The sequence below is a fragment of the Frisingicoccus sp. genome (genome assembly GCF_048388605.1).
Taxonomy (GTDB): Bacteria; Bacillota; Clostridia; order Lachnospirales; family Lachnospiraceae; genus Frisingicoccus.
On sequence record NZ_DBGCTU010000008.1, the window covers coordinates 37891 to 61331 of the forward strand.

Annotated in this window: 28 protein-coding genes; 23 read left to right on the forward strand and 5 right to left on the reverse strand. The window is 46.0% G+C overall.

Annotated elements, in window-relative coordinates; genetic code table 11:
• Window positions 1-65: 65 nt before the first annotated feature.
• On the reverse strand, window positions 66-890 hold the full coding sequence (gene pdaA / locus ACMN7X_RS01795) for a delta-lactam-biosynthetic de-N-acetylase (protein WP_418745793.1): 825 nt from the start codon (window positions 888-890) through the stop codon (window positions 66-68).
• A 160-nt stretch (window positions 891-1050) separates the two neighbouring features.
• On the opposite strand from pdaA, the gene ACMN7X_RS01800 reads away from it, so the two are divergent.
• A complete protein-coding gene (locus tag ACMN7X_RS01800; RefSeq protein ID WP_418745794.1) occupies window positions 1051-1536 on the forward strand; it encodes an AAA family ATPase in 486 nt (161 codons plus the stop codon).
• A gap of 40 nt (window positions 1537-1576) precedes the next feature.
• Window positions 1577-1783 carry a hypothetical protein gene (locus ACMN7X_RS01805; RefSeq protein ID WP_418745795.1) on the forward strand — a complete coding sequence of 69 codons (207 nt, stop codon included), beginning with the start codon at window positions 1577-1579 and terminating at the stop codon, window positions 1781-1783.
• A gap of 40 nt (window positions 1784-1823) precedes the next feature.
• On the opposite strand, the gene ACMN7X_RS01810 is transcribed toward ACMN7X_RS01805, so the two are convergent.
• Together ACMN7X_RS01810 and ACMN7X_RS01815 are read right to left on the reverse strand one after the other, a co-directional pair.
• Complete coding sequence (locus ACMN7X_RS01810; RefSeq protein ID WP_418745796.1) at window positions 1824-2300, reverse strand: hypothetical protein; 477 nt, start codon at window positions 2298-2300, stop codon at window positions 1824-1826.
• Between the two features lie 99 nt (window positions 2301-2399).
• Window positions 2400-2660: a hypothetical protein gene (locus tag ACMN7X_RS01815; RefSeq protein ID WP_418745797.1), complete on the reverse strand. Its 261-nt coding sequence runs from the start codon at window positions 2658-2660 to the stop codon at window positions 2400-2402.
• A 104-nt stretch (window positions 2661-2764) separates the two neighbouring features.
• Here ACMN7X_RS01815 and ACMN7X_RS01820 point away from each other — a divergent pair, with 104 nt between their 5' ends.
• The 7 genes from ACMN7X_RS01820 (at window position 2765) to ACMN7X_RS01850 (ending at window position 7540) form a co-directional block, all read left to right on the forward strand.
• Window positions 2765-3316, forward strand: coding sequence for a class I SAM-dependent methyltransferase (locus ACMN7X_RS01820; protein WP_418745798.1), 552 nt, complete (start codon window positions 2765-2767; stop codon window positions 3314-3316).
• 87 nt (window positions 3317-3403) lie between these two features.
• Window positions 3404-3637 carry a helix-turn-helix transcriptional regulator gene (locus ACMN7X_RS01825; RefSeq protein ID WP_132087634.1) on the forward strand — a complete coding sequence of 78 codons (234 nt, stop codon included), beginning with the start codon at window positions 3404-3406 and terminating at the stop codon, window positions 3635-3637.
• Between the two features lie 91 nt (window positions 3638-3728).
• On the forward strand, window positions 3729-4067 hold the full coding sequence (locus ACMN7X_RS01830) for a type II toxin-antitoxin system RelE/ParE family toxin (protein ID WP_418745799.1): 339 nt from the start codon (window positions 3729-3731) through the stop codon (window positions 4065-4067).
• Window positions 4068-4078: 11 nt separating this feature from the next.
• Window positions 4079-4375 carry a helix-turn-helix domain-containing protein gene (locus tag ACMN7X_RS01835; protein WP_418745800.1) on the forward strand — a complete coding sequence of 99 codons (297 nt, stop codon included), beginning with the start codon at window positions 4079-4081 and terminating at the stop codon, window positions 4373-4375.
• A gap of 155 nt (window positions 4376-4530) precedes the next feature.
• Window positions 4531-5550, forward strand: coding sequence for a UDP-glucose 4-epimerase GalE (gene galE, locus ACMN7X_RS01840; RefSeq protein ID WP_418745801.1), 1020 nt, complete (start codon window positions 4531-4533; stop codon window positions 5548-5550).
• A gap of 221 nt (window positions 5551-5771) precedes the next feature.
• Complete coding sequence (locus ACMN7X_RS01845; protein ID WP_418745802.1) at window positions 5772-6215, forward strand: MarR family winged helix-turn-helix transcriptional regulator; 444 nt, start codon at window positions 5772-5774, stop codon at window positions 6213-6215.
• Window positions 6212-7540, forward strand: coding sequence for an MATE family efflux transporter (locus tag ACMN7X_RS01850; RefSeq protein WP_418745803.1), 1329 nt, complete (start codon window positions 6212-6214; stop codon window positions 7538-7540). The genes ACMN7X_RS01845 and ACMN7X_RS01850 overlap by 4 nt, the downstream gene beginning before the upstream one ends.
• 79 nt (window positions 7541-7619) lie before the next feature.
• Here the strand turns inward: ACMN7X_RS01850 and ACMN7X_RS01855 are convergent, their stop codons facing one another.
• A complete protein-coding gene (locus ACMN7X_RS01855; RefSeq protein WP_418745804.1) occupies window positions 7620-8543 on the reverse strand; it encodes a S8 family peptidase in 924 nt (307 codons plus the stop codon).
• A 130-nt stretch (window positions 8544-8673) separates the two neighbouring features.
• Here ACMN7X_RS01855 and ACMN7X_RS01860 point away from each other — a divergent pair, with 130 nt between their 5' ends.
• From ACMN7X_RS01860 to ACMN7X_RS01870, 3 genes are all read left to right on the forward strand, one after another.
• The gene (locus tag ACMN7X_RS01860; protein ID WP_418745805.1) at window positions 8674-9882 is read left to right on the forward strand and encodes an NADP-dependent isocitrate dehydrogenase; all 1209 of its coding nucleotides are present in this window, start codon (window positions 8674-8676) and stop codon (window positions 9880-9882) included.
• A 166-nt stretch (window positions 9883-10048) separates the two neighbouring features.
• Complete coding sequence (locus ACMN7X_RS01865) at window positions 10049-11443, forward strand: 2-isopropylmalate synthase (protein WP_418745806.1); 1395 nt, start codon at window positions 10049-10051, stop codon at window positions 11441-11443.
• Window positions 11444-11454: 11 nt separating this feature from the next.
• Window positions 11455-12114 carry a GntR family transcriptional regulator gene (locus ACMN7X_RS01870; protein ID WP_418745807.1) on the forward strand — a complete coding sequence of 220 codons (660 nt, stop codon included), beginning with the start codon at window positions 11455-11457 and terminating at the stop codon, window positions 12112-12114.
• Between the two features lie 91 nt (window positions 12115-12205).
• Here ACMN7X_RS01870 and ACMN7X_RS01875 read toward each other — a convergent pair whose 3' ends face one another.
• On the reverse strand, window positions 12206-14173 hold the full coding sequence (locus tag ACMN7X_RS01875) for an ABC-F family ATP-binding cassette domain-containing protein (RefSeq protein WP_418745808.1): 1968 nt from the start codon (window positions 14171-14173) through the stop codon (window positions 12206-12208).
• A 234-nt stretch (window positions 14174-14407) separates the two neighbouring features.
• On the opposite strand from ACMN7X_RS01875, the gene ACMN7X_RS01880 reads away from it, so the two are divergent.
• From ACMN7X_RS01880 to xerD, 11 genes are all read left to right on the forward strand, one after another.
• A complete protein-coding gene (locus ACMN7X_RS01880) occupies window positions 14408-15061 on the forward strand; it encodes a redox-sensing transcriptional repressor Rex (protein ID WP_418745809.1) in 654 nt (217 codons plus the stop codon).
• A 10-nt stretch (window positions 15062-15071) separates the two neighbouring features.
• Window positions 15072-15440 (forward strand): holo-ACP synthase, encoded by a 369-nt coding sequence (gene acpS / locus ACMN7X_RS01885; RefSeq protein ID WP_418745810.1) that lies wholly within the window; start codon window positions 15072-15074, stop codon window positions 15438-15440.
• On the forward strand, window positions 15437-16936 hold the full coding sequence (locus ACMN7X_RS01890; protein ID WP_418745811.1) for an NAD(P)H-hydrate dehydratase: 1500 nt from the start codon (window positions 15437-15439) through the stop codon (window positions 16934-16936). The genes acpS and ACMN7X_RS01890 overlap by 4 nt, the downstream gene beginning before the upstream one ends.
• Window positions 16937-16957: 21 nt before the next feature.
• Window positions 16958-18136, forward strand: coding sequence for an alanine racemase (gene alr / locus ACMN7X_RS01895; RefSeq protein WP_418745812.1), 1179 nt, complete (start codon window positions 16958-16960; stop codon window positions 18134-18136).
• A 95-nt stretch (window positions 18137-18231) separates the two neighbouring features.
• A complete protein-coding gene (locus ACMN7X_RS01900; protein WP_418745813.1) occupies window positions 18232-18573 on the forward strand; it encodes a type II toxin-antitoxin system PemK/MazF family toxin in 342 nt (113 codons plus the stop codon).
• Between the two features lie 31 nt (window positions 18574-18604).
• Complete coding sequence (locus ACMN7X_RS01905) at window positions 18605-19462, forward strand: hemolysin family protein (RefSeq protein ID WP_418745814.1); 858 nt, start codon at window positions 18605-18607, stop codon at window positions 19460-19462.
• A 57-nt stretch (window positions 19463-19519) separates the two neighbouring features.
• Window positions 19520-20248, forward strand: a complete 729-nt coding sequence (locus ACMN7X_RS01910; RefSeq protein ID WP_418745815.1) for a YebC/PmpR family DNA-binding transcriptional regulator — start codon at window positions 19520-19522, stop codon at window positions 20246-20248.
• Between the two features lie 101 nt (window positions 20249-20349).
• Window positions 20350-21144 (forward strand): pyrroline-5-carboxylate reductase, encoded by a 795-nt coding sequence (proC, locus tag ACMN7X_RS01915; protein ID WP_418745816.1) that lies wholly within the window; start codon window positions 20350-20352, stop codon window positions 21142-21144.
• 57 nt (window positions 21145-21201) lie between these two features.
• On the forward strand, window positions 21202-21738 hold the full coding sequence (locus ACMN7X_RS01920; RefSeq protein ID WP_418745817.1) for an NUDIX hydrolase: 537 nt from the start codon (window positions 21202-21204) through the stop codon (window positions 21736-21738).
• 100 nt (window positions 21739-21838) lie between these two features.
• Window positions 21839-22363, forward strand: a complete 525-nt coding sequence (locus ACMN7X_RS01925; protein ID WP_418745818.1) for a hypothetical protein — start codon at window positions 21839-21841, stop codon at window positions 22361-22363.
• Window positions 22364-22525: 162 nt separating this feature from the next.
• Complete coding sequence (xerD, locus tag ACMN7X_RS01930; RefSeq protein WP_418745819.1) at window positions 22526-23410, forward strand: site-specific tyrosine recombinase XerD; 885 nt, start codon at window positions 22526-22528, stop codon at window positions 23408-23410.
• Window positions 23411-23441: the final 31 nt, after the last annotated feature.

Below are 23441 nucleotides of genomic sequence, written 5' to 3' on the forward strand. Positions count from 1 at the left end.
TAAAAATCCCTTTCTTACCCATGTCGGGCGGGAAAGGGATTTTTTTGCACAGGCCGGGGATGGGTTCAGGCCCGGGGTTGGCTGACCAGCTCATTCAGGCTTTTAAAGGTGTAGCCCATTTCTTCCCATTTGCTCAGAAGCTCATCGAGAATTTCCGCGTTGGTGGAAGAAGTGCTGTGAAGAAGAACGATGGCGCCGGGATGAATACGCCCTAAAAGTTTTTCAAAGGCTTCTTCTTTGGACGGCTGATCGTCAACATACCAGTCCACATAGGCCAGACTCCAGAAGAAGGTTTTATAGCCCAGATCCTTTGCCATCTGAAGATTCATCTCACTGTATTTGCCCTGAGGCGGACGGTAATATTTTGTCATGGCCTGACCGGTGATTTTTTCATAAAGCTTTTCCACGCCTTCCAGTTCCTGAGTGAAGGTTTCTACCGTGGAAATTTTTGACATATCCGGGTGACTGTAGGTGTGATTCCCTACCGTATGGCCTTCCGCCACCATGCGCTGAATTAAATCGGGCTCACTTTCAATAAAATTTCCGACAACAAAAAAAGCAGCCGGGGCCTGATGCTTTTTCAGAGCATCCAGAATGGCTGGCATATTTCCGTTTTCATAGCCGGCGTCAAAGGTCAGATAAAGGACTTTTTCATCCGTCATTTCGGCATAATAAGCGTCATACTTTGCCAGCTCTTCGGCGGAGGCATTGGCTACCGGCGGCTCTCCCTCCTGCTGAAAACTCAGTCCCCAATTGCCGTCCGCGGAAACTTCGACGGCTTCCGGTTTGAAGTGGTCTACAGTTACGGCGCTGAAGTGGCCAAAGAGGTAGGCGGCGACAAAAAGCATGCCTATTTTGACCACAGTTATGTATTTAGGTTTATGTTTCATAGAAAACCTCAAAAAATTTTTCCATAAATTGTATGTTAAGAAAGTGGAAAATATTCTTAAAAAATCCGGAAAACAGCCTTTGAAAATTTGACAAATATCCTTAAGTGACTTATGATAGAACCTGTATAAATATGATTTACATCGAAGGGGGCACACGTGTATGGGATTAGTTATAACCATGAGCCGAAGGTACGGTACGGGCGCAAGCACCATTGCGAAGGAATTATCGGAAAGACTGGGACTTCCGGTTTATGACAAGGTAGATGTTGAGCAGGAAATTCGTAAGAATGCTTTTGAGACAGAGGCTGAGGCGATTCGTGGATTGGCTGAACAGCCGTGCATCATTCTCGGGCGGTGTGCGTCGGAAATTTTAAAGGATCAGTCCAATGTTTTTAATATTTATGTGTGCGCTGATAAGGAAGACCGGATTCACCGGGTGATGGAGAGGGATTCTCTTTCCTATGAAGAGGCTGTGAAGCGTATCGATGAGACAGATGCGGAGCGGGAAAAATACTATTATCAGCATACCGGAAGAACATGGGGCGATGTGAGCGATTATCACATTATACTGGATACATCGGAATGGGGCATAGAAAATTGTGCGGATGTATTGATTCGCTATTTTGAGCGGATGCAGTATATTTGAGAAATACATAGTTGCTGGAATTGTTGTGGAGGTAAAATTAATGAAAATTGTAGTTGGAGAAGTGATGGAAGATATTATTGTCTGTGAAACAGATAATGCGACGCTGAGACTGCCAAGGGAGCTTTTCCCGAGACGGATTTTTCCGGGAGATGTGGCGGAATATGAAGACGGCATTGTTACCATGTGGGATGAAGAAGACCAGGTGGATGAAGAGCAGATGGCGATGCTGTTTAAAATGCTTATGTAAAAAACAGGGGATGGCGCAGACGGGCGCCATCCCTTTTATCTTAATCATTTTCTTTTTCGGAAGCGACGGATTGGGCGCGCATCAGCGTCTGGATCATTTGAATCTGTTCCGGAGTGATATTCATGTTTTTCATTTGATTCATCTGATTCATCATATTGGAAAAATCAGCATTTTTTGTCAGCTCGCTGTACTGGTTATAAAGCCGGACGGCGTTTAAAATGTTGAGAAACTGGTCGATCTGTTCAGCCTCCGCGGGAGCGCAGTATTTGCGGATATCCTTGAGAATTTCCTCGATTCCGGGACGGTGTCCGTCCGTCGGAACAGAACAGATGGAAATCTGTTCCTGATTAAAAAGATTGATGGTCTGCTTCAGTTCCAACATTCGGGCAAGCATGGCCAACATTTTCCCGGAGGAAGGGTCCATATAGGTCACAGCGGCCTTGAGCATTTGGGATGTACCCTGAAAGGACTGGCGGTCCAGCTCAGTTAAGGGAATATATGTTGTCTCATCGGACACGATTTCACCTCCAATTTTATAGAATAAAACAGATTACCGTGTTTGGCATATCATAATATGGGGGACGCCCGAAGGCGCCCCGTCTTTTGTTATCAGAAATTAGCAGCAGCCACAGCCGCCGTTGCCGTTGCCTGTAAAGCAGGACAGAAGAATGATCAGAAGGAGCCAGTCACAGCTGGAACCATTGGTGAATCCGCCGCAGCCGCCGTTGTTACCGCAGCCGCCGTTGCCGAAGCAGCTTAAAATAAGAATCAGCCAAATCAGAGAGCAACTGTCGCCTCCGTTGAAAAATCCAGTATTATTTCCACAACCACAACCACAATCGTTGTTACCGCAACCGGTAGCAGCTAAATCACTCATTATTTGCCTCCATATTTTTAATATTTACTTTTGATTTATATTATGTGGCATGACTTGTCTGGTTTCACATTTTAGGATAAAATTTATTTCAGGGAGGGAGACATATGCAGATGGTAGAACGGGTCCACCGGATATTGAGTGAAAGATTAAAGCCGGGAGACCGGGCAGTGGATGGAACTGTGGGAAACGGCTGGGATACATTGAAGCTTTGTGAACTGGTCGGCCCGGCGGGAAAGGTTTATGGATTTGATATACAGGAGGAAGCTGTTTTAAAAACAAGAGAGCGTTTGACCCGGGCCGGATATGCGGAAAGAGCTGAGTTGTTCTGTTGTTCTCACAGCGAGGCCGGCATACGGATAAATGAAAAAATTCAGGCGTTTACAATGAATTTGGGGTATCTTCCGGGAGGTGATAAACAGATCGTTACCCGGAGAGAATCTACTATTGAGGCATTAAGGGCGCTGACGGAGCTTTTAAGTCCGGGAGGCCTGGGGATTGTTCTCGTTTATTACGGACATCCGGGAGGACCGGAGGAAAAGGCGGCTGTCGAAAATTTTATGGAAGAAATGCCATCCGGCTGGGGTGAAATTTTACGGACAGAAATTGTCAATAGAAAAAATTGTCCGCCAATTTTATACATAATGGAGAAAAAATAAAATTTTATTTCCTCGTCAGGATTCGACAAATTTTGAAGGAGGTTCGTGATATAATCGGGGCATATCTTTAAATGAGGAGAATGACTTATGAAAACAGATGAACACAAGATGACCCAATTGGGATATGCTCTTCGGGAATACCGGGTCAGACATAATATGACTCAGCAGGAACTGGCAGAAAAACTGGGCGTGAGTACGAATACAATTCACCTTTGGGAGACAAAAGTGTGTAAGCCTTCGATGGGGTCGCTGCTGCTGTTGTCAGATTTATTGGAAATATCACTGCTGGATATCATTTCAAAGGCAAAAAAAGACTATTGAGTACATACACGGGCATATTATTGAAAGATTTTAGGGCTTTATTGACATTACAACAAATATGTTGTATATTAACTGAAAGAGAAAGTAAAATATGAATCTTCACTATTATCAGTCAAAATCAGGAAAAAACTTGATTTTGGAATATATAGATGCACTTCCGCTTAATGAGCAGGTTGATGGATATTCTGTCCTGAAATTTTTGGAAGATGGTAAATTAGGGCAAGTCCATTTTAAAAGGTGGAAGAAGAAAATCTATGAAGTATACTTTTATAAGCACAATCGCATATTTTATGTAACGATTGATGAGGATAATATGTATTTGCTCCATGCTTGTCGTAAACAAAAGAATAAGACTGAGAAAAAAGATATGAGGATTGTTGAAGCCAGAGCAAGAGAATTAGGTATTATGACTGGAAAATCGTTCATTTAGGAGGTCTGACGATGCCATTTGTGGATGTAAAAATTAATGAGGTTTTAGAGAACAAGCGAAAATCTGATTCAGAGTTTAAAAAAGCATGGGATGGCAGTCGGGAAGAATATCGCTTAATTGGCGAGATGATTTCACTGCGTAAAGAGGAAAAAGTTACCCAGGGAGAATTGGCAAAACTGGTAGGCAGTAAGCAGCAGGTTATTTCCAGAATTGAAAAAAGGGAAAACAGTCCATCGTTAAGAGGCTTTTGCAACATACTAAATGCACTGGGATATGAATTGAAGATTGTAAAAAGAGGAAAAATATAAGGCAATCTACTGTGCAGGAGAAGAGTCTGCAGCATAGGGCATATTATTAGTGTTTCAGAAATCCGGAGAATGTGGTATACTGTGAACAGTTAGCGACATAAGTTGACATGGTATACTGTGAACAGTGTGAATAACAGATGAAAAGGAGAAAGAATATGGCTATATTGGTTACCGGCGGCGCCGGATATATCGGAAGTCATACCTGCGTTGAACTTCTGAATGCGGGCTATGATGTTGTTGTTGTTGATAATTTATGTAATTCCTGTAAGGAAGCTTTGGACCGGGTGCAGGAGATTACCGGAAAAACTTTAAAGTTTTATGAAGTGGATATTTTGGACAAGGAGGGGCTGACAAAGGTATTTGATGAAGAGCAGATCGATTCAGTCATCCATTTTGCCGGTTTAAAGGCGGTCGGCGAATCTGTGGCAAAACCTCTGGAATATTATCACAATAATATAACGGGGACTTTGGTGCTCTGTGATGTCATGCGAAGCCATGGCGTGAAGAATATTGTATTCAGTTCCTCGGCAACGGTTTATGGCACTCCGGCCTTTGTTCCGATCACAGAAGAATGTCCGAAGGGAACATGCACGAATCCTTATGGCTGGACGAAGTCGATGCTGGAACAGATTCTTACGGATTTGCATACCGCGGATCCGGAGTGGAAGGTGATCCTGCTTCGTTACTTTAATCCGATCGGCGCCCATGAGAGCGGCCGTATCGGCGAAAATCCAAAGGGTATTCCGAATAATCTTGTGCCGTATATCACTCAGGTGGCTGTCGGAAAGCTGGAATCGCTGGGCGTATTCGGCAATGATTATAATACGCCGGACGGCACAGGCGTGAGAGATTATATCCATGTGGTTGATCTGGCTATCGGGCATGTGAAGGCCATTGAAAAGATGGCGCAGATTCAGGATGGCGTTCTCATTTATAATCTGGGAACAGGAATTGGCTACAGTGTTCTTGATATTGTTAAAGGCTTCGAAAAAGCTGTCGGAAAGCCGATTCCATATACCATCAAGCCGAGACGTCCGGGAGACATTGCGACATGTTATGCCGACCCGTCTTTGGCAAAAAAGGAACTCGGATGGGAAGCTGTCCGTGATCTGGATAAAATGTGTGAAGACTCCTGGCGGTGGCAGAAAAATAATCCGGAAGGATATGAAGCATAAAACAGAATATATGAAGTCAAAAAGCCTTCTCTTTAAAGTCTTAAGCGGGTTTTACGGGGAAGGCTTTTTCATGTGGAAAAATGGAGAGTAGAATTGTTAAAGACAGTCGTATTATATAGTCCGCCGATACCGCTTGACTTTAGTATGAAATCGGACTATAATACCAGCTATATGTGTTTATGTGTATTGGGTGAGGATAGTACTCAGGCAGGAGGCGTTCTATGGGCGATTATATGAATCCGGAAGTGAAACGGTTTAATTATTTGTTGAGTGAAATTAATGCGGCCTATCATATGGCGGCAGTAAAATTGGGACTGTCAGATACGGGAATGACGATTCTCTATACGATTTGTAATTATGGAGAAAAATGTCTCTTGAATGATATCATTCATCTGTCCGGGATAAGTAAGCAGACGGTGAATTCCGCGCTGAGAAAGCTGGAGGGTGAAGGTATTGTATATTTGGAGAAGTCCCGGGGGAGAAGAAAAAATGTGTGTCTTTCAGAGAAAGGAAAAGCTTTTGTGAAGAACACGGTTTTTCATGTAATCCAGATTGAAAATGAAATTTATGATTCCTGGTCTGAGGAGGAATTAAGGGTTTATATGGAGCTCGAAGAAAGGTATCTTCATACGTTTACAGAGAAAGTTGAGGAGTTATTACCGTGAATATTCAATTATCGGAACATTTTAATTATAAAAAGCTGCTGAGGTTTACGCTGCCTTCGATCGTCATGATGATCTTTACATCCATTTACAGCGTGGTCGATGGTTTTTTTGTTTCTAATTTTGTGGGAAAAACGCCCTTTGCCGCAGTGAATTTTATTATGCCCTTTCTTATGATCCTCGGCGCTTTCGGTTTTATGTTCGGCACCGGCGGAAGCGCTTTGATCTCAAAAACAATGGGAGAGGGCGATAACGAGAAGGCAAAGCGTATATTTTCACTTTTGGTGTATGTATCTATAGGCTGCGGCGTTGTTGTTGCCGTTCTGGGCATTATCTTTATACGCCCTGTGGCGGCGCTGCTCGGTGCACAAGGCGTCATGCTGGAAAATTGTGTGCTTTACGGGCGGATTATTTTAGCGGCCCTTCCGGCGTTTATGCTTCAATATGAATTTCAGAGTTTTTTTGTCACCGCGGAAAAACCCCATTTGGGGCTGGTTGTGACGGTCGCGGCGGGAGTGACCAATATGGTGTTGGATGCCCTGCTGGTTGCCGTGTTTTCTCTGGGACTTGTGGGCGCGGCGGCGGCAACAGCCTTGAGTCAGTGTGTCGGAGGCCTCGTGCCATTAGTCTATTTTGGATGCAAAAACTCCAGTGCTTTGAGGCTGACGCGTACAAAATTTGACGGGAAAGTCCTGTTTAAAACCTGCACAAACGGCGCCTCAGAGTTGATGTCCAATATATCCGCATCCATTGTCGGTATGCTTTATAATATCCAGCTTATTAAATACGCGGGAGAAAACGGCGTGACCGCTTACGGTGTGCTGATGTATGTCAACTTTATATTTCTGGCGGTATTTATCGGTTATTCTGTGGGGACGGCGCCGATCATCGGTTATAATTACGGTGCGGGTAACCACAGCGAACTGAAAAACCTTCTGAAGCGAAGCCTTTGGATCATAGGGATCTGTTCGGTGGCCATGGTTTTTGCGGCGGAAATCCTGGCCCGGCCGTTGGCAACGATGTATGTGGGCTATGATATCGAACTGTTTGAACTGACGCTTCGGGGCTTTAAGATTTATTCTCTTGCATTTCTTTTTGCGGGAATGGCTATTTTTGGCTCGTCTTTCTTTACCGCTTTAAATAATGGACTGATCTCTGCACTGCTCTCTTTTTTGAGGACCATAGTTTTTGAGGTGTCCGGTGTCTTTTTGATTCCGATAATTTTCGGAATTGACGGTATATGGATGGCTATTGTCGTTGCGAATGGGCTGGCTGCGGTTGTGACGATTTTGTTTTTGCTGGCAAATCGAAAAAGGTATCATTATTAAATCAGGGAGAGTTTCCATGGAAATTCAGGGAAACTCTCCTTTTTAAATTTGCAGCGGCAGGGCCGGAATCATAATAGAGCTACAGTCCGGGGGCCAGAATAAATCGTTCCACATTCAGCAGCCCGTATCCCTGCTGATTGCGGGGGAGATGGAGATCCGTGGCCGTATTTTGGAGATAATACTTGATTTGCTCATTTGTCATTTCCGGATATTTGCTCAAAAAAAGGGCAGCGGCACCGGAGACGATGGGAGTCGCCATGGAGGTGCCGCTACGGGCGGTATAGCCGGAGGAATTGCCGTAATAGGGCGGGCAGCAGGAAATGATATCGGAACCGGGAGCAACGATGTCCGGTTTGGGGATCATCCGCCTTGTCGGGCCCCGGCCGGAATAATTGTGAATTCTGCTGCCGCCGAGCATGACGGCTTTGTCGTCATCGGAGGAGCCGACGGTAATAACTTTTCGGCTGATTCCGGGGGATGTCACCGACATCCGTTTGGGACCGTTATTTCCTGCGGCCACGATGACAGTGATCCCGTTATCCCAGGCCGCGTTGACGCTTTGGACTAAAATGGATTTTTCCTCGTCCACATCGGTGCTCTCTGAGCCGACGGAAATATTGAGGATGCGTATATTATAGAGTCGGCGGTTGTCGATAACCCAGCGTATGGCATCGAGAATATGGGGAATCGAGCCGTTTCCCGAGGAATCGAGGACTTTTCCAACGATCAGATGGGCGCCCGGGGCGATTCCCCGGTATCGGCCCTCCGAGCGTTTTCCGCTGCCCGCGATAATGCCGCAGACATGGGTTCCATGACCGTTATCATCGTAACATTCCGGCCGGTGGTGAATAAAATCTTTAAAGGCAACAATTCTATTTGAAGGGAAAATGAAATCTTCATGGGGATAAATGCCGGTATCCAGGACGGCGACACCTATGGACTTTCCTGTATAGGACTGAAGCCGCGGACTGTCAGCGTGAATAATTTTACGTGATAGATACATAGAATCGCCTGTTTTTTTATATAATATATGTCATTTGGCATAAAAATTGAATGTCTTAAAAAATATTCTTGCATAATCTATCAAGTTATTATATGATTGGGGTTAGAATTCAAGTCAGGAGGAAGCACATATGGACAAAATTAAAATGACGACACCATTGGTTGAGATGGATGGCGACGAGATGACACGTATTCTCTGGAAAATGATTAAAGATGAATTACTGATGCCATTTGTAGAATTAAATACTGAGTATTATGATCTGGGGCTGGAACATCGTAATGAAACGGATGATCAGGTGACTGTGGACTCCGCAGAGGCTACGAAAAAGTATGGCGTTGCCGTAAAATGTGCGACGATCACTCCGAATGCGGCCCGTATGGATGAATATCATCTGAAAGAGATGTGGAAGAGCCCGAATGGCACTATCCGCGCGATTTTGGACGGTACGGTTTTCCGGGCGCCGATCATTGTAAAGGGTATTGAGCCGAACGTAAAGACATGGACAAAGCCGATCACGCTGGCAAGACATGCCTACGGCGATGTTTATAAAGGAACGGAGATGAAGATTCCGGGAGCGGGTAAAGTGGAACTGGTCTATACAGCCGCTGACGGAACGGAAACCCGGGAACTGGTTCATGAATTTGATGGACCGGGTATTGTGCAGGGCGTACATAATGTTGAGAAATCCATTCGAAGCTTTGCCCATAGCTGCTTTAAGTATGCGTTGGATACGAAACAGGATTTGTGGTTCGCGACAAAAGATACAATTTCTAAAAAATATGATCATACATTTAAAGATATTTTCCAGGAAATTTATGATGCGGATTATGCAGAGGCCTTTGAGGCGGCCGGTCTGGAATACTTCTATACATTGATTGATGACGCGGTAGCCCGCGTGATGAAGTCGGAAGGCGGTTACATCTGGGCCTGCAAGAATTATGACGGCGATGTGATGAGCGATATGGTGTCTTCGGCCTTCGGTTCTCTGGCAATGATGACTTCCGTGCTTGTATCTCCGGAAGGATATTATGAGTATGAGGCGGCTCATGGCACCGTGCAGAGACATTATTATAAATATCTGGCCGGCGAAGAGACATCCACCAACTCGGTGGCAACCATTTTTGCATGGACCGGGGCGCTCCGCAAACGCGGCGAACTGGATGGCAATCAGGCCCTGATGGAATTTGCGGATAAACTGGAAAAGGCAACGGTTCAAACGATTGAATCCGGAAAGATGACAAAGGATTTGGTCCTTCTGACAACTCTTGATGAAGTTACCGCACTCAGCAGCGAAGGCTTCATTAAAGCAATTCGTGAGAACCTGGAAGCCATGCTGTAAATTAAATTATTGAAGCAGAAAATCCCCCTTGGCGGCTATCGATGTCGATAGAACGAGGGGGATTTTTATATTGACAGAAACTGTATAATTGTATACAATTATACATAGACGTTCACAAATTAATTAGTTAAAGCAATTAAGTGAGACAGGAACAGGAGTGTGAATTATGGATAATCGTAATGTGGTCATGAATCCTCATGACAATCTGTTGACTTTGGAAGAGCATTTTTACGCCCTTCAGGATGTGAAGGAGCCGAATGTTTTCAGAAATCTTTTCCCGTATGAAGAGGTGCCGAAGATTGTGTTTAATCATCGTGTCGTACCTCCGAATATGCCGGAGGAGATCTGGATAACGGATACGACTTTCCGTGACGGACAGCAGTCCCGGGCGCCTTATTCCACGGAACAGATTGTCACATTATTTGATTATATGCACCGCCTGAGCGGTCCGAAGGGAATTATTCGGCAGAGTGAATTTTTCCTTTACAGTGAGAAAGACCGAAATGCGGTTTATAAATGTATGGAACGGGGCTATGAGTTCCCGGAGATCACTTCCTGGATCCGGGCAAATAAAAAGGATTTTGAGTTTGTTCGTGAGATGGGTATTAAGGAGACGGGGATTCTGGTCAGCTGTTCGGATTATCATATTTTTTATAAGATGAAGATGACGCGAAAGCAGGCGATGGAGCATTATCTGAGTGTTGTCCGGGAGTGTCTGGAAACGGGTGTGCGGCCGAGATGCCATTTGGAGGATATTACCCGCTCGGATATTTACGGTTTTGTTATTCCGTTTTGTCTGGAACTTCAGAAGCTGGGTGAAAGCTATGGTATACCGATTAAGATCCGGGCCTGCGATACGATGGGCTATGGCGTCAACTTTACCGGCGCAGCCATTCCGCGTTCGGTTCCGGGGATCATTTATGGTTTAAATGTTCATGCCGGCGTGCCTTCCAATATGCTTGAATGGCATGGGCATAATGATTTTTATAAGGCGGTCGTCAATTCTTCGACAGCCTGGCTTTATGGCGCCAGTGCGGTCAACTGTTCTCTCTTTGGTATTGGAGAGCGTACAGGGAACACGCCGCTGGAGGCTATGGTTTTCGAGTACGCACAGCTTCGCGGAACGCTGGACGGTATGGATACGACAGTGATCACTGAGATGGCAGAGTATTATGAAAAGGAAATCGGCTATAAGCTGCCGTCCAGGACGCCTTTTGTCGGCAAGAACTTTAATGTGACCAGGGCGGGTATTCACGCCGATGGTCTGCTTAAAAATGAGGAGATTTATAATATTTTTGATACGGAGAAATTTCTTAACCGGCCGGTGATGGTGGCTGTTTCCAATACTTCCGGGCTGGCAGGTATTGCCCATTGGATTAATACATATTTCCGCTTAAAGGGCGATAAATGTGTGACGAAATCGGATCCGCTGATCGCCTATGTCAAAGAATGGGTGGATAAAGAGTATGAGAGCGGCCGTGTGACATCGCTGACAGATGAGGAACTTTTAAAGGTGATTGACGAGGGATGCAAAGCCTGCAACTATACGATCGGGGCTTAGGAGGCCGCATTATGTTGAAAAATGAATATTCGCTGACGGAAAAGGTTTATCAGAATCTTCGTTCCGACATACTTTCGGGGACATTCAGGGATCAGGAGGAGCTGAGAGAGACCGCGTTGGCGAAAACTTATGGTGTGAGCCGGACGCCGGTGCGGGAGGCCATCCGCCAGCTGGCGTTGGAGGGCCTTGTGGATACGATCCCGAACAGGGGCGCTTATGTACACAATATTCACGGTAAGGATGTGAAGGATGTCTATGCGATTCGTTCACTTCTGGAGGGCCTGGCGGCCCGGTGGGCCGTTGAAAATATTACGGATGAGCAGATTGAAGCCATGGAAGAAGTGCTGTACATGTCCGAATATTATCGAAAGAAGGAATTGTGGGAACAGGTTTACCGGTGTGACAATCAATTCCACGATTTAATGTATGCGGCTTCAGGAAGTCATCTTTTGGAACATATGCTGCGAACTTTCCATGAATATGTTCAGCAGGTCCGCAAGTCTGCGCTTCAGAATGAAAAACGGGCGAAAAGTTCCTTTGAGGAACATGCGGCGATATTGGAAGCTATAAAAAAAGGTCGGGCCGACGAGGCGGCAGACCTGGCAAAACAACATATTGATAATGCGGTGGAGAGCTGGAAATCAACGGATGCGATTCATGCGGTGGAATAGTAAAGGTACATCCGATGCAGCAGGAAAATAAATAGGGCCGGAATCTGTCAAAGGGTTCCGGCCTTTTAAAATGTGTTTGGAGAATGCACATTTATCCGTCGATTAATGTTTCCCATTCTTCCATGAGTTCGAGCAGTTCTTCATCCAGCTGTTCATGTTCTTCATTGATTTCCATGAGACGTTTGACATCGGTGGCGACATCCTCCCGGGTGAGCAGTTCATCCAGGGCGTTGATGCGGTTTTCAATTTCACTGATACGGGTTTCGATGCGCTTAATCTGATTCTGGCGTTTTCGCTCTTTCGCCTGTTCTTCCTTTTGGCGCAGATAGTCGTCTTTTCCGGCTGTTTTTGAAGGAATATCGCCTGCCTGGGATTCGGAGCCGGAAGCAGAAGGGAAGCTGCCGGAAACCGTGGATGGAGCATTTTTAAATCCTCCGGAGGAATCGATGGAAGGATGCTCCTTCTTTTCGAGATAGTCATCATAGTTTCCCATATAGCTGTTGAGTCCGCCGCCGGTCAGATCAAGGATCCGGGTGGCTGTCTGATTGATAAAATAACGGTCATGGGAGACATAAAGGACAGTCCCCGTATAATTCTGAAGTGCTTCCTCAAGAATCTCCCGGGACTGGATGTCCAGATGATTCGTCGGCTCATCCAGAATAAGGAAATTGGCGTGGGAGAGCATGAGTTTTGCCATGGATACACGGCCCCGTTCACCGCCGCTCAATGTTTTGACAGGTTTAAAAACATCATCCCCCGTAAAGAGAAAGGCGGCGAGAACATTTCGGATTCTTGTGTTATTTAATGTCGGATAGTCATCGGATATTTCTTCAAAAATCGTTTTTTCATCGTGGAGCACCTGGTGTTCCTGGTCGTAATAGCCGATATGTACCTTTGCGCCCAAACGAAGTTCACATGTGTCGGCGGGGAGAAGGCCATTGATGATTTTTAATATGGTGGTCTTTCCGGCCCCATTATCGCCGATGAGTGCGACCCGCTCGCCGCGGCGGATATCCATGGAAATATCCCGGAATAAATAAGTGCCGTCAAAACTTTTAGTCATATGCTCAATAAAAAGGACGTCATTTCCGCTGACAGTATCCGGTTTTAATAGAATACGCATACCGGATTCTTCCTCAAAAGGTTTGTCGATCACTTCCATCTTATCCAGCATTTTTTCCCGGCTTTCTGCGCGTTTGATGGATTTTTCCCGGTTGAAGGAGCGGAGTTTCTGAATGACAGCCTCCTGATGGGCGATTTCCGCCTGCTGATTCAGCCAGGCTTTGCGCTGGATATCGCGGATCTGAGCTTTCTTCGCGGCGTAATCCGTGTAATTTCCCTTAAAAACGTGTCCCTCATGATGATCAATTTCGATAATTTTTGTCACAACTTTGTCAAGAAAATAACGGTCATGAGCCACGATGATCACTGAACCCTTATAATTCATGAGGAAGGTTTCGAGCCAGGCCGTTGAATTCATATCCAGATGATTTGTCGGCTCATCCAGCAGAAGAATATCCGGTTTTGCCAGGAGAAGGCGGCCGAGGGCCACCCGGGTTTTCTGACCGCCGGAGAGGAGATGGACTTCCTTATTAAATTCTTCTTCTTCAAATCCCAGTCCTTTAAGTACTCCGATAACCTCACTTCGATAGGCATAGCCGTTTTGATCTTCAAAGGACTGACGCAGCCGGGCGTAGGTTTTTAAAAGACCGTCCAGCTCTTCGCCCTGCGCGTCTTTCATGGACAGCTCTACCTCAGCCATCCGCTGTTCTACGGCGATAACGTCTTTCTTTACATCCAGCAGTTCTTCATAAATCGTGCGATGGGAATCTCTGGAATGGTGTTGGGCCAGATAGCCGATGGTTTTTCCTTTAGCCAGAGTGACCGTTCCCTCATCAGGGCTCAGCTCTTCCATGATAATTTTGAGAAGCGTGGACTTTCCGGCGCCGTTGATGCCCACAATAGCGGCTTTTTCATAATCTTCAATATGAAAAGATATATCATTAAGTATCACGTCAGTTCCAAAGGCTTTGGAAATGTGGTGACATGCAAGTATCATATAAATTTACATTCCTTTCTGTGGATAAATGACAGTGAAATGCACCGTCTCACTCCTTTAAAGCTTTTGTGTCCGCCATCTATTTTAGCACAGAAGAAAAACTGTGTAAACTGCATAAAAATTAACAAAGAAAGTTTGACAACTTAAAAGCGATTCGTTATAATAAGTAAAAAGTCTGCTATGATTATTATTTAACAATTAGCGTTATAAAGTTATGAGATAGGGTGTTGAATTATGAAACAAAGGGAAATTTCGGCTGCGGTGATTCGCCGTTTGCCACGATACTATCGATATCTGGGAGAATTGCTCCAGAATGATGTCGTGCGTATTTCTTCAAAGGAGCTGAGTAACCGGATGCGGGTGACAGCTTCCCAGATTCGTCAGGATTTGAATAATTTCGGAGGTTTTGGACAACAGGGCTATGGCTATAATGTTGAATACCTTCATAATGAGATCGGCAAGATTCTGGGACTGGATGTACAACATAATATGATCATTATTGGTGCAGGTAATCTGGGACAGGCTCTGGCAAATTATAATTTTGAGAAGGTAGGTTTCCATTTGATCGGTATTTTTGATACGAACCCGCGGTTAAAGGGTGTTTCCGTGCGGGGTATCGAAATTTATATGATGGATATGCTGGATGAGTTTGTCGCAACCCATCAGGTGGATGTGGTTACATTGACAGTGCCGAAGCGTCAGGCGGTGGAGATCGGCCACCATCTGGAAAAGATCGGCATCAAAGCCATCTGGAATTTTGCGCCGACAGATTTGAATGTTTCTGAAAATGTCTGTGTGAAAAATGTTCATTTAAATGAGAGTCTGATGACACTTTCCTACGAATACAGGGCCATGCATACCCAGGGTGAAGAGAACGGCCGGGATTGAGTTGGTAACTATGATTATAGGAATCGGAATCGATTTAGTAGAGATAGAACGCATCAAAAAAGCCTGTGCGAAAGAGGCTTTTTTGTTGCGTTCTTTTACTTTGCCCGAGATTGAATGTATTGGCGGCCGGGCGGAGCGGGCGGCGGGCAATTTTGCGGTGAAGGAAGCGGTCTCGAAGGCAATGGGCACCGGGTTTCGGGGCATGTCCCTGAATGAGATCGAAGTGCTTCGGGATAGCCTCGGAAAGCCCTGTATCCATCTTTATGGACGGGCTGAGGCAAAGGCGGAAGCCCTGGGCATCTCCCGGTGGCATGTGTCCATCAGTAATACAAAAACACTGGCAACGGCTTATGTGATCGGCGAAGGAGTGGAAGAATGAAAACAGTAGTGACCGGCAAAGAGATGAAAGCAATTGATACCTATACAATTCAGACTCTTGGTATTCCGTCCCTTGTCCTTATGGAACGGGCGGCATTGTCCATGGTTTGCCGCATGAAAGAAAAAATTCATAAATCGGATAAGATTCTCTGTCTGTGCGGCGCGGGAAATAATGGCGGCGATGCGGTGGCCGTAGCCCGTATTCTCTTCGGACAGGGCTATCCGGCGGCCGTCTATATGGCCGGGAATCCGGAAAAATGGACGGAGGAAACAAAAAAACAAATTCAGATAGCAAGAAATGTGGGGGTACCTGAATATAATGAATTAGACCTCACCCATGTCCGCGTTGTTGTGGACGGCCTTTTTGGTATCGGACTGTCAAAAAATGTCCGCGAGCCTTTTCACACATTGATCGAGGCGGTGAACGAGTGGCGGGCGAAAAAGCCGGAGCGGAGTGTCTGGGCCGTGGACGTTCCTTCAGGCCTGTCTTCGGATACCGGACAGGCTTTAGGCTGTGCTTTGCGTGCAGATTATACGGTGACTTTTGGCTATATGAAACGCGGAATGATTTTGTATCCGGGCCGGGAGATCGCCGGAAAATGTTATGTGGAGGATATCGGATTTCCGGAGAAGTCACTGGCAGTTCATCCGGCGGCGGGATTTACCTGTGATGTACAGGATTTTGAACAACTGCCGGAAAGAAAAAATGATTCGAATAAGGGAACTTATGGTAAAATATTAATAATTGCCGGAAGTAAAAATATGAGCGGCGCCGCTTATTTTTCCGGGCGGGCCGCTTATAGTACCGGCGCGGGGCTGGTGCGTATTCTGACGCCGGAGGCAAACCGGGTGATTCTTCAAAGTCAGCTTCCCCAGGCAATGATTTCGGTTTGGGAGGAAATGGATGAAAGTCAATGGACGGATATCCTGTCCTGGGCAGATGCGCTGGTGATCGGCCCGGGGGTGGGAACCCAGGCTGTGATGGCGGAGCGGCTCCGAAAAGCTCTGACGGGAAGCCGGTGCCCGGTGATCATGGATGCAGATGGGTTGAATCTTCTGGCGCAGCATGGGGAGTGGTATTCGATGCTGGCCGGACGGGCCGTATTAACGCCCCACATGGGTGAGATGTCCCGGCTGACGGAAAAATCTATTGGAGAGCTGAAAGCCGACAGGGCAGAGGCGGCCGCGGATTTCGCGGAAAAACACGGGGTCATCTGTGTACTGAAGGACAGTTCTACGGTTGTCTCCGACGGTAAAAAGCTGTATCTTAATCAGACGGGAAATCATGGCATGTCTACCGGCGGTTCAGGCGATGTTCTTGCGGGAATTATCGGCGCGCTGGCCGGAGCGGGCGCGAACCTTTTTGAGGCGGCCTATATGGGCGTATTTCTTCACGGAAGCGCCGGAGATGCGGCGGCGAACCGGTTTGGAGCAAGGGGAATGACCAGCGTGGAAATTATTGAAGGCCTTTGGGAAGTATTGAAAAGGCCGGATTGAGAAACCGAAGGTGAGATTAAATTGAACAAGAGTGAAAAGGGCAGTATCTATCGGATCTATGCAAAAATCGATTTGGATGCTTTAAAATATAACGTAGACGGAATAAAAAGGTGCAAAGCGGAGAATGCCATGCTGATGGGCGTGATCAAGGCGGATGCCTATGGGCATGGATCGAAGGTCTTTGCCCATGAGCTGGAACAGATGGGGTTTGACTGGTTTGCCGTTGCGACGGCAGATGAGGGGATCGAACTGCGCCGGGACGGCATTAAAAAACCGATCCTGGTTCTCGGATACAGCTGTGAGGATCAGTATCCGGAAATGGCGGCATGGGATATAACCCCGACAATATACAGCTTTGATATGGCAAAGGCGTTTGATGCGGCAGCGGAGGCAGCCGGAAAGACTGCCGATATACATATAAAAATTGATACGGGCATGAGCCGGATCGGTTTTCTGCCGGGCGAGGAAAGTCTGGCTGAGATTGAGAAAATTCATGGGCTGAAGCATCTTCGGATCCAGGGGATGTTCACCCATTTTGCCTGCGCGGATATGAGGGATAAGACCCATGTGGGACATCAGATCGAAAAGTTTCACAGGATGGTTGACGGCGTTCAAAAACGGGGAATCCCTGTGGAGATTTTTCATTGTTCCAACAGTGCCTCTATCATGGAGCTGCCTTCGGAGCATATGAATATGGTGCGGGCAGGAATTATTCTTTACGGCCTTTATCCATCCCATGAGATGGCGGAGGAAAGGCTGCCTTTAAGACCGGTGATGTCGCTGTACAGCCATGTGGTTCATATTAAGGACGTGCCGGAGGGTGTTACTGTGGGGTATGGGGCGACCTACACAACAGAGCATCCGACACGGATAGGAACGATTCCTGTGGGATATGCCGACGGTTATCCGAGGGCACTGTCAAATCGTGCTTCCGTGCTGATCCGGGGCCGCAGGGCGCCGATCATCGGACGGGTATGCATGGACCAGTTTATGGTGGATGTGACCGATATTCCGGAAGTGTCTGTGGGAGATGTGGTGACATTGGTTGGAAGGGATGGAACAGAGGAAATTTCTGTGGAGGAGATTTCCGAGATGGCAGGTTCTTTTAATTATGAGTTTGTCTGCGATGTGTCCAGGCGGGTGCCGAGAGTATATGTTAAAGATGGAGAGCCTGTGAGCATCCTGAATTATCTGCGTTAGACAGCCTGTCCGGCAGAAACCTGGAACCCCTGATGAATATACTTAAGATAAATGGGAATAATTCATCTTAGAGATTTATCAGGAGTGTGAATTGTGTGGTTATTAAGCGGGGAGATATATTTTATGCCGATTTAAGACCGGTTGTCGGTTCGGAACAGGGCGGCGTGCGGCCGGTTCTGATCATTCAGAATGATACCGGAAATAAGCACAGTCCGACCGTGATCTGTGCGGCGATCACCTCACGAATGAATAAAGCAAAGCTCCCGACTCATGTGGAGCTGGATGCATCAAAATACCAGTTAGTGAAAGATTCGGTCGTGCTGCTTGAGCAGGTGCGGACCATTGATAAAAAACGTCTGAAGGAAAAAGTTTGTCATTTGGATGTGGAGATTTTAAAAAAAGTAGATAAGGCGCTGAGTATAAGCCTGGAACTATAGGACAGCATACAGAAAAGGAGAAGAGAAAGGTATGGATGAAGGTAATCCCTGGAGAAAAACTTTTGGCAGATGGTTCAGAAATGATCCGGATGATGAAAAACAGGAAGAAAAGATGGAAGAGGAAATCATTCAGATGGTCAGCGAGGGGCATGAGCAGGGGGCGATCGATGCTCAGGAGGCCAAGATGATCAGTAATATCATGGAATTTGATGACAAGGTGGCCTCGGAAGTCATGACACACCGGAGGAATATTTCGGGATTTGACGTTGAAATGCCGCTGCGGGACATTGCCGTACAGATGGCGGACGACAGATATTCGAGATATCCGATCTATGAAAATGATGTGGATAATATCGTGGGTATTTTACATATCAAGGATGTTTTAAAATCGCTGCTGGCCTGTCCGGAGGGGAAGCCGATCCGGGAGGTTATGCGTCAGCCTTATTATGTTCCTGAGACACAGAATATCAGTCATCTTTTTCGTGAAATGAAAAATAAATCGGTGCATCTGGCTGTGGTCATTGATGAGTATGGCCAGACGGCGGGCGTCATCTCCATGGAGGATATTCTGGAAGAGATTGTGGGAAATATTCTGGATGAGTATGATGTGGATGAACATTTTATCCAGGAAATTGACGATCATACATATTTAATCAAAGGCCTGACGGAATTATCGGAACTGGAGGATGTTCTTAACATTGAGTTTGACGATGATTTCGACACGCTGAATGGTTTTCTTATATCGCGGCTGGAGCATATCCCTTCAGAAGATGAAAAGGCCAGCGTGACCTACAGGGGATATCATTTTCAGGTCATCGCCGTGGCGGATAACACCATCCAGATGGTAAAAGTCATGCGGCTTCCAAACAAGGCCTTGCCAGAATCCTAAATGGATGATAGAATATTTAAGTTAGTAATGAATTAATCAAAGATAAGGAGTGTTATTATGTCAGGACATTCAAAGTTCGCCAACATAAAACATAAAAAAGAAAAAAACGATGCCGCAAAAGGTAAGATTTTTACAATTATAGGGCGTGAAATTGCCGTAGCTGTGAAAGAGGGCGGTGCAGACCCTGCAAACAACAGTCGTCTCCGCGATGTTATCGCCAAGGCTAAAGCCAATAATATGCCGAATGATACCATTGATAGGGGAATCAAACGCGCTGCCGGTGATGACGGCTCCGTCAACTATGAAAATGTTACATATGAGGGATATGGACCGGGCGGTATTGCGATCATTGTCGAAACATTGACGGATAACCGTAATCGTACAGCTTCCAATGTTCGTAATGCCTTTACAAAAGGCGGCGGTTCTGTCGGCACGATGGGCTGTGTTTCCTTTATGTTTGATAAAAAAGGTTTGATCATTGTTGATAAAGAAGAATGTGATATGGATGCCGACGATCTGATGATGGTTGCGCTCGATGCCGGCGCGGAAGACTTTGCCGATGAAGAGGACAGCTTTGAGATCACAACGGCACCGGAAGATTTCAGTACCGTGCGTGAAAATCTTGAAAAAGAAGGTATCCCGATGGCTTCCGCAGAGGTGACGATGATTCCGCAGACATGGGGCACCCTGTCCGGTGAAGAAGACATCAAAAAGATGAATCGTATTCTGGATCTGCTGGATGACGATGATGATGTGCAGAATGTATATCATAACTGGGATGAATAATTGTATGGACAAGGCAAAAGGGCATTTGAAGATTTCAAGTGTCCTTTTATGTTATATGCGCCGCCGGGTTCAGCGGTGAAGGACAGATAAGGAGGACAGAGATGAAGACATTAGGATTTATAGGAATGGGCAATATGGGACAGGCCATGCTGAAAGGCTGTCTGAATGTGTTTAAGGCGGATGAGCTTGTGTTTAATGCGCTTTTGGAAGAAGAGTGCCGGGCAGTCAGCGAGAAAACGGGCGTCGGCTATGTGATGGATGCGTCGGCCTGTGCGGCGGATGTGAAATATCTGGTGCTGGCGATCAAACCTCAGGTGTATCCTGAAATCTTTAAAGTGCTTTCGGGAAAGATCCGTGAGGATCAGATCATTATCTCCATTGCTCCGAGTTATTCAATTGCCCAGGTCAAGGAGGGACTTGGGAATAAAGTCCGGGTCGTACGGGCGATGCCGAACACTCCGGCGATGGTCGGCGAGGGTATGAGCGGTATTTGCTTTTCCGGGGATGTTTACAGTGATGAAGAAAAGCAGATGGTTCAAACCTTCTTTTCTTCTTTTGGAAAAGTGGAAGTTGTTCCCGAGCATCTTATCAATGCGGTGACAGTGGCCAGCGGAAGTTCTCCGGCCTTTGTTTATATGTTTATTGAGGCACTGGCGGACGGCGCGGTAAAATATGGTATGCCGAGAAATCAGGCGTATACCTTTGCGGCTCAGGCCGTTTTGGGCTCTGCGAAAATGGTGCTTGAGACGGGTGAACATCCGGGAAGATTAAAAGATAATGTATGCTCTCCGGGAGGAACGACGATAGAAGGTGTCGCGGTGCTTGAGGCCAGAGGAATGAGGAGCGCTGTGATCGAAGCGGCATCGGCGGTTTTTGATAAATGCAATCGGATGTAGACATGGATCGGCAGATATGAATTGATGTCAGAAAAACTTGAGAAAGGCGGAGTATTCATGGAAGAGTGTAAACGGATTCGAAGAGAATTGATGTACCATGGAGTTGTTGTGGATTTTTATAAGGATACGATGCGGATGCCGAATGGGCATGAGGTGGACTGGGATCTGATCTCCCATAAAGGCGCGGCGGCTGTGGTTGCCGTGCGGGATGACGGCAGGCTTTTTATGGTTCGCCAATATCGGAATCCTCTGGAGCGGATGACGTTGGAGCTGCCGGCCGGGGGACTGAATTTCAGAGAGGAACCGCCGGAGGTATGCGCCCGCCGCGAACTGGAAGAGGAGACCGGGTATCTGGCCGGGAAGATGGAACATTTGATCGATATGTTTACGACAGTAGCCTTTTGTGATGAAAAGATTTCCATCTATGTGGCCTCCGATCTGAAACCGACAAGGCAGCATCTGGATGAGGATGAATTTCTGGATGTGTGCGCCTATCCGGTGGAAGAATTGATTCAGATGATTTTTGACGGAAAAATCCAGGACAGCAAAACAATCTGCGGCTTAATGACTTATTATCAGAAATATTGTAAATAAGCCTGTGAGGTATATGTCCTCCGACCGGTTCATATAATGATTTTGGGGATAGAACAGGTCGGGGGATGATTTTATTTTCAGGGACAGATATAAAACAAAAATGTGGGCTTTGCTCATTTTGTCGGGCGTTGTGCTGGGAACGCTGCTTTTAAATGTGACGATGGAATTTTGGGGGACGACCCTGACAGAGCAGGTGGAGCAGTACCACCGTCTTCTTCAGGGGCAGATGGAGCCCTCTGTTGGGCTGTTTTTGAGAATATGCTTTTACCGGTTGGGGATCATGCTGATTTTGATGGCCTGTATCCGGCTGACCGGTAATTATTATATCTTTTATCCGACGGTTTTTTTGATGAGCCTTTCCTTCGGATATACTTTGTCCCTACTCAGCTTTCGTTATGGGCTGAGCGGAATTTTATGTATGCTGGCTTATTTATGTCCACAATATTTGGTCTATATTCCATTGCTTGCTGTTATTCTGAGAGAAATCTCATCCCAAATGGACAGGGCTTTTTCAGCCAGTTTTCGGCGTTCAGTGGTGATCTTTGTTCTGATTATGGGCGGATGTGCCCTGGAAAGCTTTATCAACCCTGTATTTTTAAAAATTGTTTTAAAAATTTTTTTTTAAAAAAAATCAAGATATGGGGCGGATACTATGTAAACAAACCGTATCTTGTATTTTGTTACAAAAAATGAAATTTTGCGTAATATTTTCGTAAAAAATCTATTTGATTTTCTGAACAATTATGATTATAATTAGGATAGTTATAATACAAATGAGGGTGGCGGTATGTACGAAATGGTAGATGAATTTGTGACCTATTTGACGGATGTTAAAAAGTCTTCGATGAATACGGTCGTTTCTTATCGACGGGATTTGATAAAATTTAATAAATTTATGGAGACTCAGGGGGTTACAGATGTGCGGAAGGTTAATCCGACAAATCTGAATTCGTATATGATTCATATGGAGAAAGAGAAGTTCGCCACATCAACTATATCCAGAAATGTTGCCACATTGAAAGCCTATTTCGGATATCTTTATCGCGCCGGTTATATTGGGACAGACCCTACAATTCAGCTGAAGGCGCCAAAGATTGAGAAGAAAATGCCGGAGATATTGACGCCGAAGGAAGTGGATCTTCTCTTAAGCCAGCCGTCTATGAAGACAAATAAAGGGATCCGGGACAGGGCGATGCTGGAACTGCTCTATGCAACGGGAATTCGTGTCAGCGAGCTGATTTCATTAAAACTGTCGGATGTGAATCTCAGCGCGTCTTATATTCATTGCCAGGATGTGAACCGGGAGAGGATCATTCCGTTCGGCAGTATGGCTAAAAATATTTTAAAGATTTATATTCGGGAGGCGCGCCCGGCGATGGTGGATAATGAGGCGGAAGAAGTTTTGTTTACAAACTGTAATGGAACGCCGATGAGCCGTCAGGGCTTCTGGAAATTATTAAAGAAATATGCCAAGAATGCGGGGATTCAGACAGATATTACGCCTCATACCCTGAGACATTCCTTTGCGGCCCATCTGGTGGCCAACGGTGCGGATCTGCGCTCTGTTCAGGAGATGCTCGGCCATTCGGATATATCGACGACTCAGATTTATGCCCGTATGAATAACCGCCGTATTAAAGAGGTTTATTCAAAGGCGCATCCGAGGGCTTAAATTAAAAAAGTGCGTCCAACAGCATTTTAAT

Bases quoted from the DNA above. Each gene is read 5' to 3' on its own strand.
- pdaA (WP_418745793.1), bottom strand. From the start codon at position 890: ATGAAACATAAACCTAAATACATAACTGTGGTCAAAATAGGCATGCTT.
- ACMN7X_RS01800 (WP_418745794.1), top strand. From the start codon at position 1,051: ATGGGATTAGTTATAACCATGAGCCGAAGGTACGGTACGGGCGCAAGC.
- ACMN7X_RS01805 (WP_418745795.1), top strand. From the start codon at position 1,577: ATGAAAATTGTAGTTGGAGAAGTGATGGAAGATATTATTGTCTGTGAA.
- ACMN7X_RS01815 (WP_418745797.1), bottom strand. From the start codon at position 2,660: ATGAGTGATTTAGCTGCTACCGGTTGCGGTAACAACGATTGTGGTTGT.
- ACMN7X_RS01820 (WP_418745798.1), top strand. From the start codon at position 2,765: ATGCAGATGGTAGAACGGGTCCACCGGATATTGAGTGAAAGATTAAAG.
- ACMN7X_RS01825 (WP_132087634.1), top strand. From the start codon at position 3,404: ATGAAAACAGATGAACACAAGATGACCCAATTGGGATATGCTCTTCGG.
- ACMN7X_RS01830 (WP_418745799.1), top strand. From the start codon at position 3,729: ATGAATCTTCACTATTATCAGTCAAAATCAGGAAAAAACTTGATTTTG.
- ACMN7X_RS01835 (WP_418745800.1), top strand. From the start codon at position 4,079: ATGCCATTTGTGGATGTAAAAATTAATGAGGTTTTAGAGAACAAGCGA.
- galE (WP_418745801.1), top strand. From the start codon at position 4,531: ATGGCTATATTGGTTACCGGCGGCGCCGGATATATCGGAAGTCATACC.
- ACMN7X_RS01845 (WP_418745802.1), top strand. From the start codon at position 5,772: ATGGGCGATTATATGAATCCGGAAGTGAAACGGTTTAATTATTTGTTG.
- ACMN7X_RS01855 (WP_418745804.1), bottom strand. From the start codon at position 8,543: ATGTATCTATCACGTAAAATTATTCACGCTGACAGTCCGCGGCTTCAG.
- ACMN7X_RS01860 (WP_418745805.1), top strand. From the start codon at position 8,674: ATGGACAAAATTAAAATGACGACACCATTGGTTGAGATGGATGGCGAC.
- ACMN7X_RS01865 (WP_418745806.1), top strand. From the start codon at position 10,049: ATGGATAATCGTAATGTGGTCATGAATCCTCATGACAATCTGTTGACT.
- ACMN7X_RS01870 (WP_418745807.1), top strand. From the start codon at position 11,455: ATGTTGAAAAATGAATATTCGCTGACGGAAAAGGTTTATCAGAATCTT.
- ACMN7X_RS01875 (WP_418745808.1), bottom strand. From the start codon at position 14,173: ATGATACTTGCATGTCACCACATTTCCAAAGCCTTTGGAACTGACGTG.
- ACMN7X_RS01880 (WP_418745809.1), top strand. From the start codon at position 14,408: ATGAAACAAAGGGAAATTTCGGCTGCGGTGATTCGCCGTTTGCCACGA.
- acpS (WP_418745810.1), top strand. From the start codon at position 15,072: ATGATTATAGGAATCGGAATCGATTTAGTAGAGATAGAACGCATCAAA.
- ACMN7X_RS01890 (WP_418745811.1), top strand. From the start codon at position 15,437: ATGAAAACAGTAGTGACCGGCAAAGAGATGAAAGCAATTGATACCTAT.
- ACMN7X_RS01905 (WP_418745814.1), top strand. From the start codon at position 18,605: ATGGATGAAGGTAATCCCTGGAGAAAAACTTTTGGCAGATGGTTCAGA.
- ACMN7X_RS01910 (WP_418745815.1), top strand. From the start codon at position 19,520: ATGTCAGGACATTCAAAGTTCGCCAACATAAAACATAAAAAAGAAAAA.
- proC (WP_418745816.1), top strand. From the start codon at position 20,350: ATGAAGACATTAGGATTTATAGGAATGGGCAATATGGGACAGGCCATG.
- ACMN7X_RS01920 (WP_418745817.1), top strand. From the start codon at position 21,202: ATGGAAGAGTGTAAACGGATTCGAAGAGAATTGATGTACCATGGAGTT.
- ACMN7X_RS01925 (WP_418745818.1), top strand. From the start codon at position 21,839: ATGTGGGCTTTGCTCATTTTGTCGGGCGTTGTGCTGGGAACGCTGCTT.
- xerD (WP_418745819.1), top strand. From the start codon at position 22,526: ATGTACGAAATGGTAGATGAATTTGTGACCTATTTGACGGATGTTAAA.